We start from the raw sequence: 20,602 nt of genomic DNA on the forward strand, positions 1-20,602 counted from the left end.
ATATAAACCCTTTTTAAACCACCAAACTGTATGATTAAACTATTTTTACACAAATTTAGATGGAAGGTGCTGTTGTTTTTTTTTATAGCAGGTTTCTTGCCTTCGGTTGTTAACGCTCAGAATTTACTGCTTAAAGGGCAGGTCGTGGATATTAAAGGTCAATCCCTTCCTGGCGTAAGTGTACAGGTGAAAAACACTAAAGTTGCTACTGTAACCAATGGTGATGGCAGATTTGAGTTACAGGTGGCTAAACCTGATGCGATCCTCGTTTTTAAATTTGTAGGTTTTAAAACCAAAGAAATGATTGCCAGTGGCTCTTCTGCTGCAAAAGTGGTATTGGAGGAATCCAGTGAGCAATTAGGTGAGGTCGTGGTGATTGGTTATGGAACACAGAAAAAGGTCACTTTAACGGGCTCTGTTTCTGTAATTGACGGAAAAGCGCTAACCAACAGGCAGGTTGGATCAGCTTCGCTTGCATTACAGGGGGCTGCCCCCGGGGTAACCATCAGACAACAGTCGGGTGTGCCGGGTGGCGACGGTGGTGGGATCAGTATAAGAGGTATTGGGTCTATCAATGCAGGTTCAAATCCGTTGGTATTGGTAGATAATGTAGAGATGAGTCTGGATGCAATTGATCCGAATAGTATAGAAAGTATTTCTGTACTGAAAGATGCGGCTGCTTCGGCGGTCTATGGATCGAGAGCTGCAAATGGGGTAATTCTTGTAACCACTAAGAGAGGTGGTTCTGGTGTAAAAGTAAATTATAGCGGTTACGTAACTAAACAGGAAGCAACTGATTTGCCGGTAAAGGTGAATGCTCTGGACCACATGAAATTATGGGACGTGGGGCAAGTAAACAGTGGTTTGCCACCTGCATTTACGCAGCAGATTGCAGACTATGAACGTTTAGGACCTGATAATTTTGCGAGGTTTAATACCGATTGGAAAAAGCTGGTGCTCACCAATAATGGAATGATGCAGAATCATAACCTAAATATTTCGGCCGGAACAGACAAAATTAAAATGTTTGCTTCGGGTGGCTTTCTAAAACAAAATGGCTTAACGGCTATTACAGATTTCAATAGAAAGGATCTGCGTTTTAATACAGATATAACCTTAACACGTAATCTTTCAGCTTCAATGGATTTGGTGCTGAATAAATCTGAGCGTACCTGGCCGGGTAACAATTCGGCTACCGGTATCATCAGGTATATGCTGGGGCTGCCAGCTACTGCCCCAGGAAGGTTTGATGGTGGACAATGGGGGGAAGGCTGGTCGAACACTAACCCTGCGGCGCAGGCGGAAGACGGAGGGTTTGACAAGTTGTTTAACGATTCAAAGATCATCAGCGGTACTTTAATTTATAAGCCAGTTGAAGGACTGGAACTGCTGGCCACCTATAGTGCCAACTCAGCTGAAAGCAAGAATAGGAAACTACAGGGACAGTATGATATTTATGTGCCGGATTTAGCCAACAATAAATTGAATTTTGCCCGCGTATGGCCGGCATTTAATGCCCTTTTTGACAATATGTCTAAGTCTGACAGAAACCTTTTCAGAACACAGGCCACTTATTCCAAAGCGTTTGGTAATCATCAAATTAAGCTCTTGGGAGGTTTTTCTACTGAAACATTTGAATCGAGTTATGTTAACGCTTTCCGTCAGAACCTGATATCTGAAAGTTTACCTTATTTGAATGCAGGGGATGCAGTTGGCCAAACTTTGTCAGGTGGTGCTGCAGCGCTGAACATGGCGTCGGCATATGGCAGGATCAATTACAATTACAAGGAAAAATACTTGCTGGAAGTAAATGGACGTTTCGATGCTTCATCCCGTTTTATAAAAGAAAACTGGTGGCAGCTGTTTCCTTCCATGTCTGCCGGTTGGAGAATATCTAATGAGGATTTCTGGAAAGGATTATCAGGCATAATAAATGAAGCCAAAATTCGGGTTTCATATGGTGAATTGGGTAATCAGGCTATCAGAAGAGATGGAGTGGAGGATTATTATCCTACTGTTTCAAATTACAGTGGTACTTTTCCTTACTATTTTAATAATGTAATCAATAATGGCTATGCTATTACCAATGCATCTAATCCATATATTCAATGGGAGACTTCTAAAGTTCTGGATATTGGTGGGGACTTTGGCTTTGTTAATAACAAGCTTACCGTAACTGCAGATTATTTTAGAAGGGATGTAGGGAACATGCTGATGTTGGATGTAATTCCGAATTATGTAGGCTTGAACCCTCCGTTCATTAATGTTGGAACCATGCGTAACACAGGATGGGAGCTTGGTTTAACCTGGAAAGATAAGGTCAGCGATTTTAGTTATCAGGTTTCAGCAAATATTTCTGATGTTAAAAACGAGGTCACCAACCTAAACGGTAAGGAGTATATTTCCGGATCAGTGATTACTAAAGAAGGTTACGCCTATAACTCCTATTATGGCTACATCGCAGACGGACTGTTTCAGTCGGACGCGGAAGTAGCTGCCGCGCCATTTCATTTTGCCAATACCAAGGCTGGTGATATCCGTTATAAGGACATTAGTGGACCAAACGGGGCACCTGATAATAAAATTGACGCATTCGACCGTTCAGTGTTGGGAAATTATTTTCCTCGTTATGAATACAGTTTCAATCTTGCGGCCCAATTTAAAGGGTTTGATTTTACAGCGTTCTTACAAGGCGTAGGTAAAATGGATAACTATTTATCAGGCACTGGCTCGCAGCCTTTTTATTCTGCCAGTTTTCAAGGCTCTATTTATGAACATCAAAAGGATTACTGGAGTCCTTCCAATCCTAATGCCTCCTACCCACGTTTAACAGCGAACAGCATTACTAACAATTATGTAACCTCATCGTTCTGGATGCGTTCTGGTGCTTATTTAAGATTGAAGAATGTAGTGTTGGGGTATACCTTACCGAAATCATTAACAGGGAAAGTTAAACTCAGCTCTGCCAGGTTGTATGTGAGCGGACAGAACCTGGTTACCTGGAGCAATTATTTCCCGGGTTTCGATCCTGAACAAAAGGATACTGCAGGAGAATTCTATCCGATCATGAAAACGTATACTGTAGGTTTAAACGTAAATTTTTAGGAACATGAAAAAGAGAATTGTATATATATCGACATTAGTATGTGCGCTGATAGGTTTGGCTGGCTGCCAGAAGTTTTTGGATAAAAATCCGCTTGACGTGCCGGCAACTACCACATTTTTAACAAATGATAAGGAAATCAACGTATCGTTGACGGCAATTTATAAATCTGTAAACTGGGATTTTGGATTGGTGCCGTACCAGTCGGCCACTGATGCATGGGCCGACCTGGCAATTTTAAGGGCAAATGATCTTGGTGAGGGGACATTTGACACCTATAATGCACATCCCGCAAACTTATGGAAAAATGCTTATACGCAAATTCAGCGTGCTAATACGTTGCTTACTGGTATGGAAGCGGCAAAAGCCAATGTACCTGTTGCCGCTTATAATAGAATGCAGGCCGAAACAAGAGTATTAAGAGCCTGGGCTTATCATTTTCTGGTTTTCATGTTTGGTGATGTTCCGTTGATCACAAAACCACTTGCTCTTGAGGAATTTAAAACCCAGGTACGTGCACCTAAGGCCGATATAATTAATTTTATTTATAAGGAACTGGACGAAGCCGGAGCAGTTTTAACCTGGGCTCCTTTTGAGCGTGGAAGGGTGAGTAGGGCTGTGGCTATGGGATTAAAGGCGCGTACAGCACTTTATAATAAAGATTATGATCTTGCAGCAACAGCAGCAAAATCGGTCATAGATAATGCGGGTTTATCATTGAACCCGAAATTTCAGGACTTGTTTACCAGGAGTGGCCAGAAGCCTAATGCTGGTGGAGAGATTATGTTAGAAATTTTATACACCGATGCGGATGTGAACTCCCGTACCAACCTTCCTTTAGGAAATGCTTCCAGAGCAGCGGGTGGACAGTCGGGCCGCTTCCCTGCTCAGCGTCTTGTTGATATGTTCGAAGCTACGGATGGAAAAAGGATTGATGAATCGGCCGTGTATAACGCACAAAAGCCAAGGGAAAAACGCGACCTCAGACTAAAATATACGGTTGCTTTACCTGGTGATACAGTTTCGATGAACCTGGTTACTTTTGTATATGATATCTATAAAAACACCACATCGTTTTTAAATGCCGATGGTACCTGGTCGGTAAAAACAAATGCCGATTTTGACAATGCTTTTGGTCCGGCGAAAAGTGGTGTGGGCTATTTGTGGACAAAATATACAATGACTGATGAAAATGCTTTTCAATCAAAAGTGAATTTTATTTTGATGCGTTATGCAGAGGTCTTATTAACTTACGCCGAAGCAAAAATCGAAGCTAATAAGATAGATGCCACTGTGAAAACTGCCTTAGATCTGGTACGTCAAAGAGCAAAACAGCCTGTGGTGCCAATAGCCATTGCAAGCGATCAGAATGAGCTCAGGAAACTGGTAAGGAGAGAACGTACAGTGGAGTTGGCAGTTGAAGGATTCAGGTGGTTTGATATCCGACGCTGGGGAATTGCGGAGCTTGTAATGCCAGGAAAGGTAATTGGTATCTCTAAAACAGCAACCAATCTTCCGCCGGTACCTAATTACAAAACTTCGGCTATTCATGATCTGAACAGTATTCCAGATTATACAGGTCAAATTGATCTCCGTTATACCCGGGAAACCCGTTTTTGGTTTCCAAAGCTGAGTTTGTTACCCATCCCACAGGGAGAGCGGGATGTAAACCCCGGACTTGGTCAAAATAAGGATTGGTAATAGTTATTAGTTTAAGATATTAGAATGAAACGTAGAAATTTTATAAGCCTTTTAGGTGTTTCGGCCACGGCCGGTGTGATAGGTGTTCCTGGAGCGACTTTAGCCAGGGTTCAAGAAGTGACACTGCAAAACGGTGAAAGCCAGTTAGTGGCTGATGTTGTAATTGCAGGTGGAGGCCTGGGGGGCTTTGCAGCTGCAATGTCGTCGCTTAGGAATAAGCAAACTGTAATTTTGACAGAAGAAACGGACTGGATTGGCGGACAATTGACGCAGCAAGGGGTTCCACCAGATGAGCATGGATGGATAGAGACACATGGAGCTACCCAAATGTATCGTGATTTCCGAAATGCTGTAAGAGATTACTATAAAAAGAACTACCCTTTAACTGAAACAGCCAGGAACAATTCCTTATTAAATCCTGGTGATGGATCCGTATCCAAATTATGCCATGAGCCAAGGGTGGCTCTGGCTGTTTTAAATAATATGCTGGCTCCTTATATCAGCTCTGGCAAATTAGTGTTATTACTGGAGCATAAGGTTATAAAGGCTTCAGTGAAAGGAGTTAGAGTACAATCTTTAGTTGCTAAATCTTTACGGACAAATCGGACTGTAACGTTATCTGCTTCATATTTTGTAGATGCAACTGAAATGGGTGATTTATTGCCAATGACAGGTACGGAGTATGTTACAGGAACAGAATCTAAACAGCAAACAAATGAATTACATGCGCCGGAAGTTGCCAATCCAAATAATAACCAGGCATTTACGGCCTGTTTTGCTATTGACTATGTAGCGGGTGAAAATCATGTGATTGAAAAGCCCCGGGATTACGATTTCTGGAGCAATCATGTTCCTCAATTGAGCCCGCCATGGGCAGGGAAATTGTTGGAGTTACATTACTCAGATCCAAAAACCTTGAAGCCTAAGAAATTAGGCTTCGATCCGGATGGCAGGAAAATGGATGAGGTATTGAATTTATGGAATTACCGTAAGATTATTAACAAAGATAACTTTGCTGCGGGCACTTATTCAGGTGATGTTACCATTGTGAACTGGCCACAGAATGATTATATGCTGGGTAATTTGATCGGTGCTTCTGAAAGAGAATTCAATAAACATTATGCTGCTGCTAAACAACTCAGTTTGTCGTTGCTGTACTGGCTGCAAACAGAAGCCCCACGTGGGGATGGCGGGAAAGGATTTCCAGGAGTGAGACTGCGGAAGGATATCATGGGTACGGAAGATGGATTGGCAAAATATCCTTACATCCGTGAATCAAGACGAATAAAGGCGGTGTTTACAGTTTTGGAAGAGCATGTGGGTGCACAAAACAGAGCTCTGGTAGCAAAGCCAGGTGAAAAAAATATAGCAGCCCCTTTTTATGACAGTGTGGGAACTGGGTATTATCATATCGACCTGCATCCTAGTTGTGATAAGGTGAATTATGTAGATTTTGGTTCCCTGAGATTTCAGATCCCTTTAGGCGCGTTGTTGCCTGTAAAAATGGATAATATCCTTCCTGCAAATAAAAATATTGGAACTACACATATTACCAATGGCTGTTACCGATTGCATCCCGTTGAATGGAGCGTTGGCGAGGCAGTTGGGTTACTTGTACATTTTGCCAGACAGAAAAATGTAACTCCACGTGAAGTGAGGGAGAAAAAGGAATTTCTTGCTGAATTTCAGCATTTTGTTCGGTCGCAAGGAATAGAAACGGAGTGGCCTAAAAGTTAATGTATTGGGTCAATAATGGCTTTAAAATTTAGCGCATACATTTTAAAGCCATCTTATTTAAATATTGAAATAGCATTGTAAATGCTATAAGGGGATTGTATTGCCATTGGGGTGATCTATTTTTCTCTAATAAAACTAAACCACTAACCAAATATTAACTTTATGAAGAAAAACTACTCAGGGCTTAATGTCTTTAGGATATTGCTTTTTTTGCTGTTCATGCTGGCCCGTCCGAGCGATCTTTGGGCTCAGCAGATAACGGTTTCGGGTACGGTACGTTCTGCTTCGTTTAATTTGGCCATCCCAAATGTTAAGGTGTTGTCGACCGGCAACAATGCAGTTGTATCTACGAACGAACAAGGGAAGTTTGCAATAAGTACTGTAAAAGGGGAGAAGCTGACTTTTTCACTTAGCGGTTTTATAACCAGGCGAATAATTGTGAATGAACAGCGAGAAATTAATCTGGTACTGTTCGATAATCCTCTGGGTGCTGATACTACTTACAGCGTTTTGTTTGGAAAACCGCAAAAAAGAAAATTGTCGGTATCTGGGGTATCGGAAATCTATACCAGCGAGCTGGAACAGACAAATTCCAGGACAACTGCAGGATTGTTGGTGGGAAGAATGACCGGTTTATACGGTAATCAGGCCTCTGGTGAGCCCGGAGGGGATAATGTTACCCTTAGTTTAAGAGGTAACAGTCCTCTGGTAATGGTAGATGGTACTCCCCAGAGCTTTGGCGCTATTAATCCTGAACAGATTGAATCTGTTACACTGATGAAAGATGCGCTTTCCACAGTGATGATGGGAAGCAGATCTGCTAATGGAATACTCTACATTATCACTAAAAAGGGAAGGGAAGAAGCCCAACGCATATCATTTAAGCTGCAGTCCGGGATCCAACAACCTCTAAAACTTCCAGAACTTTTAGATTCCTACAATTATGGATTATTATATAATGAGGCCAGAGCAAATGCCGGTTTGCAACCGATATATACCCAGGAAGCGCTTACTGCCTATAAAAGCAATTCAAATCCTTTAAGCTATCCCAATGTAAACTGGTACGACGAAATATTGAAAAAACACTCCTCTTTTAGCCGTTACGATCTGGCGGTAGCTGGTGGTGGCAAGATCTCCCGGTATTTTGTGAATCTTGATTATCTGGATCAGGGAGGCCTGTTAAAAACTTCCCCGACAAATTCCTACAATACGAATGCTGATTTTAGAAGGTACGGTTTCCGAACAAATGTAAGTGTTGACATTACTAAAATATTAACGGCCGCAGTTAACCTGGGCGCACAGATTCAAAATGGTAATGAACCTGGATCAACCGTACCCACAATTTTTGCTAATATTTTAAAAACCCCCAATAATGCTTACCCTGTGCACAATGCAGATGGGTCGTACGGGGGAGACAACAATTATACTTCTAATATTCTGGGGCAGACCATTAGTTCCGGCTATAGGCCATATACGCAATCAGAATATAAAGCAGATCTTAGTTTGAAGGCAGATTTGAAATCACTTACGACTGGGTTATGGGCCAGGGCAACAGCTGCTTATAAAAGCTATTTACTCGAAAATATTACAAGAAGTAAAACTTTTGAAGTATTTAAGATGTCGATAAATGCTGCCGATACCTCTTATACCAGAAGCGGGCCTGTAGCAACAGCAATGGTGAACCAAGGTGGTGTAAATTCCCGCTATCGGATGTTGTATACTGAATTGGCGTTGGGTTATGATAGAGATTTTGGTACACATGGGCTTAATTTATTCTTTAATGCGAGTAATGATAATGTTCAGAATGGTGATAACCTGCAGGAAAATTTTAGAGGAATTGCCGGTAGGGCTTCTTATAATTTTGACGAAAAATACCTGGCTGAATTTGCTTTCGGATATAACGGTGTAGAACGCTATCCAAAAAATCAACGGTATGGCTTTTTTCCTGCATTTGGTTTGGGCTGGAACCTTTCTGAAGAAGGTTTTCTTAAAGGTTCGGACTGGCTTAGTCAGCTGAAATTACGTGCAACTTATGGCTTGACAGGTAATGCTAATGCCGGTTATTATGTATACAACCAATACTATGTTCTGGGATCTTCCTACAATATAGCCAATACGCCTACAAATGCTCAAGGGATCGCTCAGGGAGCATCAAATGTACCCGCGAATACTTTGATAACCTGGGAAAAAGCAAAGAAATTAAATGCCGGTATTGATATTGGTTTCTTTGAGCAAAGGTTGTCTGTAAAGGCAGATTATTTTGTTCATAATTTCTACGACCTGTTGCAGGCACCAGGTACGAGGTCGGCCGTTTTTGGAGGAAACTATCCAAGTCTAAATATTGGTAAGGTGAAGAGGACTGGTGCCGAGTTTCAATTGCTTTACCAGGATAAGGCAGGATCATTAAGTTACTTTATACAACCTAATTTGACCATTCTAAAAAGCACTAATGTATTTAGCGACGAGCTTCAGCCTAACTATCCATGGCAAATGAGGACTGGTTTGCCTGTCGGGCAACCTTTCGGGTACGTTGCCGAAGGTTTGTTCCAATCCAATAGCGAAGCGGCTGGCAGTCCTGCTGTGGTTGGCTATACACCTCAGGCCGGAGATATTAGATATAAAGACCTGAACGGTGATGGCATCATAGATGCCAACGATGTTACTGCTATTGGCCATCAGAAGCCGCTGGTTTACTACGGACTCACCTTTGGATTTAATGTAAAAGGATTTGATCTGAATGCATTGATACAGGGAGTTGAAAACAGGCAGGTTTGGTATACCGGTGCAAGTGTCTGGGAGTTTGAAAACAATGGTACAGCCCAGGCTTTCGCACATCATTTAAATAGATGGACACCTGAAAATGCTGTAAATGCTACCTATCCACGTTTAACCATTGGCACAAATATTAACAATCAGGCTAATTCTTCCTATTGGTTAAGATCTGGTGATTACTTCCGTTTGAAAAGCATAGAGCTTGGTTATACCATCCCGGCCTCACTGACTAAAAAAATCAGTCTGGCTACGGCACGTGTCTTTTTTAATGGGACGAATCTGTTTACCGGCTCTGATATGAATGCATTGGATCTTGATCCTGAGGTTTATTCTGGTGGTTATCCAACGCCACGAATTTTCTCAGGAGGTATCAATGTTAAATTTTAATTGAAAAGAACATGAAAAAGATCATATACTTAAGTCTTTTAGCAGGCGTCTTGTTTGTGCAGATGAGCTGTTCTAAAATGGATCCGGAGAAAGAACCACTGGAAGAATATACTGAGGATTATATTTTTGATCCGAATGACCCGGCGGGAACATTGGCTATTCAATTCTTGAATAATGTGTACACCCATCTTCCAGATGGTTTTAACCGTATTGGTAACGACATGTTGGATGTGGCAACAGATGATGCTATACCATCGAGGGATAATACAAGCATTGATGTGTTAAGATCAGGTAGATTGAGCAGTGTGGTCTCTAACCCTGATGGGGTTTGGAATGAGCAGTATCTGGCTATCCGAAAAGCGAATATATTTCTTTCAAAAATTGATGTTGTTCCGTTAACGGATGAGGTGAAAAACAACTGGAAGGCCGATGCACGCTTTTTGCGGGCAATGTTTTATTTTGAGCTTGTTAAGCGTTATGGCGGTGTGCCTTTGATTGGTGATACGGTTTATAAGGTGGCGGATAAGGTAGAACCTAAACGTAATTCGTTTGAAGAATGCGTAAACTATATTGTAAGTGAATGTGATGCTGTTAAAAGTACAGCGAGGCCTGATCCTGTAAGCCTTACAGATTGGGGACGGGTGTCGAAAGGTGTTGTCCTGACGCTAAAAGCTAAGGTGTTGAATTATGCCGCCAGTGAATTATATAATGGTGGAAATATTGCACTAAGTGATGGAAATCCGGCCAATGATGCATTACAGGGCTACCCGAACTTTGATGCAGGCAGATGGCAAAAGGCTGCTCTGGCTGCGAAAGATGTAATGGATTTAGGGATTTATTCGTTGGAAAGTGGGAATAACCTTTTTATCCAGAGGAGAAATAACGAAGTCATTTTTTCTTATCTGAGGCCAACCAATCGGGATATTCCATTATTAAATGGACCTATTGGCTTTAATACGGCCAACACAAAAGGTCAGGGCTTAACAAGTCCTACACAGGACTTGGTTGATGCCTTTCCTATGATTAGCGGAAAGCCTATTACAGATGTCTCTTATAATAAAGATAATCCTTATGCTTCCAGAGATCCACGCCTGGATAAGGCAATACTTTACAATGGATTAAAATGGCTGAACCGAGGTGTAGAAACTTTTGAGGGGGGCTTAGATAAACCCAATACTACCAATTTAGTACAAACCAAAACAGGTTATTATACACGAAAGTTCATGGCTCATTTTACCACCTCCGCAGAATATAGCTTGCAACATTTGAACTTCAATATCTTTCGGTATGCGGACGTTATGCTCATGTATGCAGAAGCACTTAATGAGTTCAATATCGTTCCACCTGCAGAAGTTTATCAGATCCTGAAAGATATTAGAAAAAGGGCGGGACTGCAACTGGCAAATGCTTATGGTGTTCCGGCAACAATGAATAAAACGGAGGCCCGTAATTTTATCCGCAATGAGCGCCGTATAGAACTTTGTCTTGAGGAACAACGGTACTGGGATGTGCGCAGATGGAAAATTGCTGAACAGGAATTCAATAAAGATCTTCAAGGCATGAGAATCACCAAAACAGGTGCCACAACTTTTGGCTATCAGCGTTTTGTTGCCGGGAAAATTGTATTTAACAGCCCGCGCATGTACATGTATCCTATTCCAAATAGCGAAGTATTAAAGAATAAGAATATGGTTCAGAATTCAGGCTGGTAATTACTTAAGAGAAACAACAATGAAAAAATATACACTTTTTGTTTTTATATACCTTGCTTGTGTGGCTGTGGTATATGGCCAGCAACGAAAGATTACAGGTACAGTGACGGACCAGACCGGGCCATTACCAGGAGCTTTGGTTTATGAAAAAGAATTAACGTCTAATGGTGATGCGACAACCAATAGCGGCTCTTTTTCACTTACCTTGAAAGGCAGTACACAGGTTATTGTGGTTAAAATGGTTGGTTATCTCAGCCAGGAAATTAATATGGCCGGGAAAAGCAGCGTAAATGTTAGGCTGTTACAGGATACCAAAGGCTTGGAGGAGGTTGTTGTGGTTGGTTTTGGTACCAAGAGTAAGATCACCAACACAGGTGCAATCAGCCAGATTTCAGGCGCCGAGATTAGACAGAATCCTTCGGCAAGCATTCAGAATACGTTGATGGGCCGGTTGCCCGGTTTTACCAGTCAGCAACGCAGCGGACAGCCGGGGAGTGATGCTTCGGGTTTTAGCATTAGGGGAGCTAATAGTTATTTGGGTGCCGTAACTCCATTGGTGATTGTTGATGATGTAGAATATCCGCTGGCACTGAGTGATCTTGATGCCGATCAGATAGAGAGCGTTACCATATTGAAAGATGCTTCGACCCTGGCGGTTTACGGTGTGAAAGGTGCAAACGGCGTGGTACTGATTACGACCAGAAGAGGCCAGTTAGGAAAACCTCAGATTAGTTTTAGGTCTGAAGCGGGTGCGCAGACTCCAACTTTCCCTTTAAAGTTTTTAAACTCTTATGAGACCGCTGTGTTGGCAAATCAGGCTGCAACAAATGTTTCGGCAGCTACTATGCCGTTTTCGGACGAAGCTATAGCAGCCTACAGGGATGGTACGGATCCTTACGGTTATCCGGACGTAGATTGGTCGGAAACAATATTGAAAAAACATTCCACACAGATCCGTAATAACCTGAATATATCCGGAGGAACTGAGAAGGCTAAGTATTTTGTAACTATTGGTCAGTTGTACCAAAACGGCATCATGAAAGATTTCAGTACGGAAGCATCTGAGTTTAATTCGAATTACTACTACAAGCGATATAATTTCCGCTCGAATATTGATATTAAGGCGACTAAGGAATTTACAGTAAGTGTAGACTTATCCGGTTATACTGGTGAACAGAACACGCCCTGGTTAAGGGGGACCGCCAACAATCCTTTTTTTGAACTGAATGATTATGCCCGGCTACCGCCATTTGCTTATCCGGTTTATAACCCCGACGGTTCCTATGGAGGAAATAACTCTGCTCAATTGGCAAGGCTAGCTTATAATGTGGTTGGCAGAATGACACATTTGGGTTATCAAAGAAAATATAGTAATGGCATCATGGCTAATATCTCAGGAAAGCTGGATTTGTCGGCCTTAACCAATGGTTTGTTTTTGAAAGGCCTTTTTGGGTACAGCACTGCTCACGGTTACAACCGTAATCTGACCAGGGGGGCGTTCCCTTCTTTTGTTTATGATTCGAAAAATGATTCTTATGCTGTATTTGATCCGGCAACTACCCGAATGCCTAAGCTGGATTTAGCATACACTTCGGATGATATGATTAAGCGTATGAACATGCAGGCCAGTTTGAATTACGATAGAACATTTAAGGGTAGTCACCATGTTTATGGTCTGGTACTGACCAATTTTTTTGCGAATGAAGCGGGTGAGAATCCGCCGGCAAATTTCAGAGGATACAGTTTCAGGACTGGTTATGATTTTAATAAGAAGTATATCGCAGAGTTTACAGCCGGGTATAATGGAACGGATAAGTTTTTGACGGATAACCGTTATGCCTTTTTTCCTGCGGGATCTGTAGGATGGAATCTGTCGGAAGAGCGTTTCTTTAAGAAAACTTTTAAGTTTATTGACCTGTTAAAAATCAGGGCTTCTTATGGGCTTCTGGGGAATGATGATGTAGGCACTTCAACGTATGCCTTCGAACAGATTTATACCCGTACTACCGGTGCTTATTCTTTCGGTGAATCGGCTGGAAGTACTACGGCTAATGCGGCCAGGTTGAATGAAGGCACACTTGAGAATTTGAATGTACGGTGGGAGCTGGAGCGCTCTGCTAATATCGGTGTGGATCTGAATGCTTTTAGAGGAAAATTTAAAATGTCGGCAGATGTGTTTAACAGATACCGGTATAATATTTTAAGAGCAAGACAAAGTATTCCAGTGTATGCTGGCGTAGCTTTCCCTATATCTAATAATGCGAGCTTGAGAATGAAGGGGGTAGAGTTAGATGCGACTTACCGGGACCGCATAGGACAGTTGAATTTTTCTGTTAATGGAAACGTTTCTGTTGCAAAAAGCAAGATCGTAAAGGCCGATGAAGCTGCACCGATTGTTCCCTGGCAGGCGCAGACAGGCGGGTACCTTGGTCGGGTTTTAGGCTATGTTTCAGATGGTTTTTACAAAGATGATGCTGATGTAGCGAGTAGCCCGAAACCTGCCGGAATTATAGTGGCACCAGGTGACTTGAAATATAAAGATCTTGATGGAGATGGAATTATTGATCAGAAAGATAGAATTCGCCTGGAATATCCCAATATGCCAAATACAATTTACGGGCTAAACTTTGGCCTTTCTTATAAAGGTTTTAGCATGGCTTTGACTTTACAGGCTGCTACCAATTTTACCATAAGATCGTTATCGACTCAGATTGTTCCTTTTATAGCTAACCTGCGATCCATTCACCAGGATGCATGGACACCGGAAAATCAGGATGCCGCTCTACCACGTTTAATGCCAAGCTGGATAGGTACGGTAAATGATCCCAATACTTATGTTTCGGACTTCTGGAACAAGCGGGGGGATTACCTCAGAATTAAAAGTGCTGAAATTGCTTACGATATTCCAAAGGAATGGGCAAAGGGCATTTACCTTAATGGGCTGAGGATTTATGCGAACGGTAATAATTTGTATACCTGGATGCTAAAGGATAAAAATATCTATAACCTCGATCCGGAAAGTGCTTCTGGCTCTGCCATACAGGCTTACCCACAGCAGAAGATATTCAATTTAGGATTGCAGGTAACATTTTAATTAGAAGGACATGAATAAAATAAATATAAGTTTATTGGTTATTGTTTTTGTGCTTGGTATCTCTGCCTGCAGGAAAGCCGCTGATTTATTGGATAAAACCGAAACAACAGATTTAAATAAAGAAAAAACCTTTTCCGACAGCACTTTAACCCACGAGTTTTTAACCGGGCTATATGCCGATGTGGCTTTTAACTGGGAGTATAGGAAATATGCAAGTACAAGAAGCGGCAATACAGACGTTACTGATGACGCCATCAGTGCTTCTATTAATAATGGAGCCATTCATCCTATTGTGAGTGGAACATTATCGCCTATGTCAAATAGTCCATATACTACTTCCTGGAGTGTGCCTTATAAAAGTATAAGACTGGCCAATGTTTTCCTGGCCAATGTAAATCGTTCTCCTTTGTCTGCCGCTAAAATTAAAAGGCTTAGGGCTGAAGCGAGGTTTTTAAGAGCCTGGTATTATGTTTCGTTACTCAGGTACTTCGGGGGGATTCCTCTTATTGGGGATGCTGTAATTGATGTTAATCACGAGTTCCGTGAAAAAAGAAGTACCTATGAGGAAACGGTAAATTATATTGTTGCGGAATTAGCTGCTGCTGCTCCTGATTTACCTCCAGGATATTTAGGGAACGATTTTGGCAGGACTACCAGGGGGGCTGCCCTTGCCTTAAAAGCCAGGGTGTTATTGTATGCCGCAAGTCCGCTGTTTAACGGCGGAAATATTGGTGCTGAACTTGGTGCTGGCGCTGAGAAGACAGCAGTTGCGGGTTATGTTAATTACGATAAAAGCAGGTGGCTCCTTGCGCAAAAAGCGGCTTTAGATGTAATGAACTTAAATGTTTATAGTTTATATACAGATCCTGATGCGAGTACAAATCCGGCTGGATATAGTTTTAGCAGGGTGTTTTTAAAGCGGATGAATAATGAGTATATCATGCAGTATAATTTACCATTGAACAGAGATCTTGAAGCTGACTTTTTTGCACCAAGTAGGAATTCTTCACTGCGATCAATGCCAACCCATAACCTGGCACAGGCGTTTGGGATGATCAATGGAAAAGGAATTAACGAACAGGGCTCTGCCTATAACAAGGATAATCCTTTTAGTAATCGTGATCCCAGGTTTAATTATACCCTTGCTTTTAATGGTACTTTATGGCATAACGGCCCCACTAATACCAAAATTCCTGTTTATACATATGTTGGCGCCGCATTGGATGGGTTTAACACCCGGCAATACCATACAGGTTATTTCTGGAGAAAAATGCAGGAAGAAAATACGGCCTGGAATGGGGGAAGTAATACCGAAAGATGTCTTCCGATTATTCGATATGCAGAAGTTTTACTTTCTTATGCGGAAGCCAGCAATGAGTTGAATGAGATCAGTAAGGCCTATGATCAGTTAAAGCTTATTCGTCAAAGGGCAGGAATTCTTCCGGGTGCGGATGGCTTATACGGGCTGAAGCCTAATATGAATGCTGATGAAATGCGGGTGGTGTTACAGAACGAAAGACGCGTCGAATTTGCATTTGAAGAACATCGTTTTTGGGATTTAAGGCGTTGGAAAATAGCGGAGCAGGCGCTGAATAACTTGCAGTTGGAGGCATTAAAGGTAACAAGGATATCGAACAACGTATATACTTATGAGGTTTTACCAATTAATCATGCCAATAGTAAACTCAAATTTCTTAAGCCGAATTATTTATTTCCAATAGATCAGCTTGAAATTGATAAAAATCAAAGTCTTATTCAAAATCCGGGATATTAAAACTTAATTTTTTAATGAACAGCGCTTAATGTGCTGTTCATTAAGCTTCTTATTTTATTGATTATGGGAATTTGTCTGTTGAACAAGTTGGTTGGGCTCTGCTTGATTTGTTTATGCTTTATTTCTTGTTCCAGCCGTATTACAGTGTTGAATAAAGGTGTGGCTGGTAATAACTCCAGAGACTTATTAAAAAGAATAGAAAAGGATGTGCTACAGGAAAAACCAGATTTAGTCGTGATGATGGTCGGATCGAATGATATGGTTAATTCTGGTAAGCTCGTTGCTTACCCTGAGTTTAAAGAGAATTATGAAAGACTGCTCAAAAAGATGACGTCTTCAGGTGTAACTGTTGTGGTGATGAGTCCGCCGCCAGTAGATACAGCTTATATCTTAAAACGGCATGACCGCATTCTTTATGATGAACCACTTGATCATAAATTGGATTCTTTAAACAGGCTTGTTGGCCAGATAGCTAAAGCAAATGGAATTCATTTCATTGATTTATATACACTTTTTAAATCGAAAGGCTCTCCCAGCAGAGCGCCCGGTTCTTTAACGATGAACCAGGCGAATTTTGGAAAGGAGGATGGTATTCATCCCACGAAAAGAGGCTATATGTTAATTGCTGAAACACTTTATAGGTACCTGAAGAAAAATAAATTGTTAAGAAAGAGCAAAAAAATAATTTGCTTTGGCGATAGCATTACTTACGGTGCATTTATGGAGGGGGCTGGTACATCAACAGGGGACACTTATCCGTCTTTCCTGAAAAATATGATAACAACCGGACAGCAATACTAAAAATTATCTTTTAAGGATTAATGTTTGGTAAGTTTATTTGACTTTGTAATAAAATATAATAAATATATTGTTGTTATTAAATTTTATTTATATTCACATGCCGTTAGGTAAGGGGAATTTAAATGCTATAACAATATGAATAGATTGAAATGTATTTTTTTGCTTGTTTGTGGATTAATTAGCATGTCGGTAAAAGGGCAGGATATGGTGATCCTTAAGTCGGCCTATTTGAAAACGAATGATAGTGTTTTGGTTTATAAGCCTACGGCCTATGAGTCGAAAGTTAAATACCCTGTTGTTTATTTGTTGCACGGTCATTCCGCAAACCATCGGTCCTGGAGTAAGCTGGCAAACTTGCAGGGCCTGGCAGATGAATATGGTTTTATCATTGTTTGTCCGGATGGACTAAAGAAAAGCTGGTATATGAATTCTTTAAATAAAGATAGCGTCCAGTATGAAGATTTTATGATAAAAGAGCTGATGCCTAAAATAACCTCTGTTTATAAAGCTGATGCCGAAAGGGTTTTTGTAACTGGTGCCAGTATGGGTGGTTTCGGGGCGATGTATCTGTTTCTAAATCATCCGGATGTTTTTTTGAGTGCTGGCAGCACTTCGGGAGTGCTTAATTTAAGGCATTCAGCTTTTAAAAAGACTACGATCGCGAATGTAATAGGTCCTTATTCGGAGGAGAATAAAAGTTTTGATGAATATTCACCTGTAAATCGACTGGAAAGAATAAAGGATTTAAAAAAGACTTTGATTTTTGATTGCGGTACTGAGGATTATCTATATAAGGCCAGTAACCAATTTAGGCAAAAATGCGATGAATTGAAAATTAAGGCAACCTATATTACCCAGCCTGGTGCACATACGGGTGGATATTGGTCTAAAAGTATTAAAGCTCATTTTAGTTTTTTCAATGAGCTGGCTAATAAGAGTTAACCTGATAATTTAGTAACACACACAAATAGAAATATGGAATACAAAAACTTAAAAGTTACATTAAGTTTGGCTTTAATTTGCGGCACGTTGCAATTAAAAGCGCAAACTGTTACTCCCTCGGATGCTGTGAGCTTGTTAAATGCGAAGCAGGGGAGTGTTGTCGTGATGAAAGAATTTTTTGCGGCTAAGCCGACAGACATCAAGTACAACAAGGTGGTTTTGCCTGGACCTCAGTTTATCATTTCTGATGATCCTGAATACATCAGAGTGCCTGAGGCTATAGCGTTGAAAGAGGCAGTGCAGCCTGGAGCAGTTAGATTGTATGTTTATAATGTCAACGGTGTAAAAGAGCCGGTAAAGATTGATCGTAAAATTACTGCAGTGATTAAGAATACTGGTAAGCAGAAAATGCATATCCGTATGATTAAATATTCGTCACAAAAACCAAGCGCAAATTATTTTCAGATTGGTAAGCAGGGGCTGGCAGATTATTTTGCTTCAAAAGGAAGTGAAAATATCCGTACAGTGGAACCGGGTGAAGCTATTGCGATAGATGAAAAATTGGAACAAAATGTAGTAAAGTATGATGAGCTTACGCATGGTTTTTATGATTTTGTAATCGATCAGCCCGGAGAAATCAGTGTGATTCAAACAGATCTTAAAACGCCTGGTCCGGTAGCATTAAAGAGAATCAAAACAGTAATTCCTACAGGACATAAAAATGCCGGTCGTGGTTTGTTTGGTGTGAGTAATTATAAAGTTACTGCCGTTGATGTATTGGATACTAAAAACGGAGTGGCCGAAATTATTGTAGCGGATGGCGTGAAGGATCCTTGGGTATTAGGTGTTGAAGGTACAAGTGGAAAGGAATCTACATTGGCTGGTAATTATGGCGTGATGTACAACATCGAATTGAAATGGAAAAGTACCGACGGAAAGGGTTTGGCATTGGTTACCTGGAATTCGCGTTCTGCGGATAATCAATGGTGCAATGGTATGGCTGCAACAATGGTAGTGAGTAAAGGTAAGTTTAAGGAAGGGATTATCCAGTTGCCAAGTGATAGATTGGTTACTAAGGCTGCTCCTGAAGCGATATTGGTACAGGTGTTTCCACCGGCTAAAAATGGAGAGGAACAGACAATCAAGTTTACCTATTCCCCGCCGGGTGCTTCGTGTTTACCAACACCGTTAGTATTTATTCCGGTGGATATGAATTTGGCGAAATAACTAAATAGAATATTCTAGAAGCCTTTTTCTAACCAGGAGGCAGGCACCCATAACGCCTGCTTCTTCACCAAGCTTTGATAGTTTCAATTGTGTGTCGCTATTTACAAGGCTTAATGAAAACTTGTTCACCGCGCTTTTTATAGGCAAGTGTAAATGCTCGCCTGTTGAGGCCAGTGCGCCGCCCAGGATAACGAGTTCGGGATTGAATATATTAATGAGCAGGGCAATACCGCGACCAAGCTTTTCTCCTATAGTAGCAATAAGTTCTATAGAAAGTACATCGTCATTGTTGGCTGCATTGATAATATCCTGCATTTGTATGTCGTCATGCGCTTCTTTTTTTAATGAGCTGGAAGAACCTGTCAATAACTTTTCTTTAAACATGGCTATTAAAGCCCGTCCGGAAGCTTCTGTTTCCAGGCATCCTTTTTTTCCGCACTGACAGATGGTCTCATTACTGAATAAAGGCATGTGACCAATTTCTCCGGCAAATCCTGATTTCCCATAGTACAATTCATTATTGATCATAGCACCCATTCCAAGACCGTAATCTAAATTTAAAAAGAGTACGTTTTTTTCCTCCTTCACCACGCCGCAATTAAATTCTCCATAAGCCATTGCTCTGGAGTCATTTTCAAGATAGGTTTTCAGGTTCAATTCTTTTTCCAGTAATTTACTTAGTGGATCTTCATTGAAATGGAAAAAACTATAGCTGTAGCCGGTAGAGTAGTTGATTCTCCCGGAAAGATTGAGCCCTAATCCAAGTATTTTGTCTTTTGCAATGGCGGTGTCTTTAATGAAGGATCTTATCAATTCGCAAAGTTCGGAAAAGGATTCTGCGGTATTGTTTAAGTTGTAAGGAACATCTTTAGATATTTTGATCAGTTTTTTTTGCAAATCGATCAATCCAATGTTAATGTGATTGTGTTTCACATCTACCCCCAGGAAGAAACCTGAATCAGGTGCCAGACCATAGATATTCGGACGCCTTCCGCCGGTCGACCCAACCTTGCCAAAATCTTTTACCAGTCCGCCCGCTATGAGTTCCGTAATCAGTGTAGTTACCTTTGGTACGCTGAGGTTAGTTTCTTTGCAAAGTTCCGCGATAGTAGCATTACCTGCATCTGCAAAATAGGAAATGATCTTTTTTCTGATGTGAATGTTTTTGTAGGCAACTCCAGTTAGGATGTCACTGTTGTCGTCAAAAAAGTCGCTTTTCATGTGGTAGGCTTTTGTGCTATTTAAAATCTCTATTACAATCTTATTAAAAAAAATTAATAAATATCGATTTTATGTATCTAAAAATATAGATTTACGCCAAAGTTAAATAAAAACGATCAGCTTATCTGTAT

General features: G+C 41.0%; 11 protein-coding genes. 10 read left to right on the forward strand and 1 reads right to left on the reverse strand.

The features are described 5' to 3' along the window. The first annotated feature begins 30 nt into the window (after positions 1–30). The 10 genes from B9A18_RS09975 (at position 31) to B9A18_RS10020 (ending at position 19,250) form a co-directional block, all read left to right on the forward strand. Positions 31–3,105, forward strand: a complete 3,075-nt coding sequence (locus tag B9A18_RS09975; RefSeq protein WP_084289149.1) for a SusC/RagA family TonB-linked outer membrane protein — start codon at positions 31–33, stop codon at positions 3,103–3,105. 4 nt (positions 3,106–3,109) lie between these two features. Continuing rightward, on the forward strand, positions 3,110–4,804 hold the full coding sequence (locus B9A18_RS09980; protein ID WP_084289150.1) for a RagB/SusD family nutrient uptake outer membrane protein: 1,695 nt from the start codon (positions 3,110–3,112) through the stop codon (positions 4,802–4,804). A gap of 24 nt (positions 4,805–4,828) precedes the next feature. After that, positions 4,829–6,541 carry an FAD-dependent oxidoreductase gene (locus B9A18_RS09985; protein WP_084289151.1) on the forward strand — a complete coding sequence of 571 codons (1,713 nt, stop codon included), beginning with the start codon at positions 4,829–4,831 and terminating at the stop codon, positions 6,539–6,541. A 162-nt stretch (positions 6,542–6,703) separates the two neighbouring features. Then, positions 6,704–9,700, forward strand: coding sequence for a SusC/RagA family TonB-linked outer membrane protein (locus tag B9A18_RS09990; RefSeq protein ID WP_084289152.1), 2,997 nt, complete (start codon positions 6,704–6,706; stop codon positions 9,698–9,700). A gap of 11 nt (positions 9,701–9,711) precedes the next feature. Beyond that, positions 9,712–11,412 (forward strand): RagB/SusD family nutrient uptake outer membrane protein, encoded by a 1,701-nt coding sequence (locus B9A18_RS09995; RefSeq protein WP_084289153.1) that lies wholly within the window; start codon positions 9,712–9,714, stop codon positions 11,410–11,412. Between the two features lie 19 nt (positions 11,413–11,431). After that, positions 11,432–14,506 (forward strand): SusC/RagA family TonB-linked outer membrane protein, encoded by a 3,075-nt coding sequence (locus B9A18_RS10000; protein ID WP_084289154.1) that lies wholly within the window; start codon positions 11,432–11,434, stop codon positions 14,504–14,506. A gap of 10 nt (positions 14,507–14,516) precedes the next feature. Then, entirely contained in the window at positions 14,517–16,280 is a 1,764-nt protein-coding gene (locus B9A18_RS10005; RefSeq protein ID WP_084289155.1) for a RagB/SusD family nutrient uptake outer membrane protein, read from the forward strand. Between the two features lie 63 nt (positions 16,281–16,343). Then, positions 16,344–17,081 carry an SGNH/GDSL hydrolase family protein gene (locus tag B9A18_RS10010; protein ID WP_084289156.1) on the forward strand — a complete coding sequence of 246 codons (738 nt, stop codon included), beginning with the start codon at positions 16,344–16,346 and terminating at the stop codon, positions 17,079–17,081. Positions 17,082–17,216: 135 nt separating this feature from the next. Then, positions 17,217–18,023 carry an alpha/beta hydrolase gene (locus B9A18_RS10015; RefSeq protein WP_235005284.1) on the forward strand — a complete coding sequence of 269 codons (807 nt, stop codon included), beginning with the start codon at positions 17,217–17,219 and terminating at the stop codon, positions 18,021–18,023. Between the two features lie 33 nt (positions 18,024–18,056). Then, the gene (locus B9A18_RS10020; RefSeq protein WP_084289157.1) at positions 18,057–19,250 is read left to right on the forward strand and encodes a copper amine oxidase; all 1,194 of its coding nucleotides are present in this window, start codon (positions 18,057–18,059) and stop codon (positions 19,248–19,250) included. Here the strand turns inward: B9A18_RS10020 and B9A18_RS10025 are convergent, their stop codons facing one another. Then, entirely contained in the window at positions 19,251–20,471 is a 1,221-nt protein-coding gene (locus B9A18_RS10025; RefSeq protein WP_084289158.1) for an ROK family transcriptional regulator, read from the reverse strand. Positions 20,472–20,602: the final 131 nt, after the last annotated feature.

The organism is Pedobacter nyackensis, assembly GCF_900176505.1.
GTDB lineage: Bacteria > Bacteroidota > Bacteroidia > Sphingobacteriales > Sphingobacteriaceae > Pedobacter > Pedobacter nyackensis.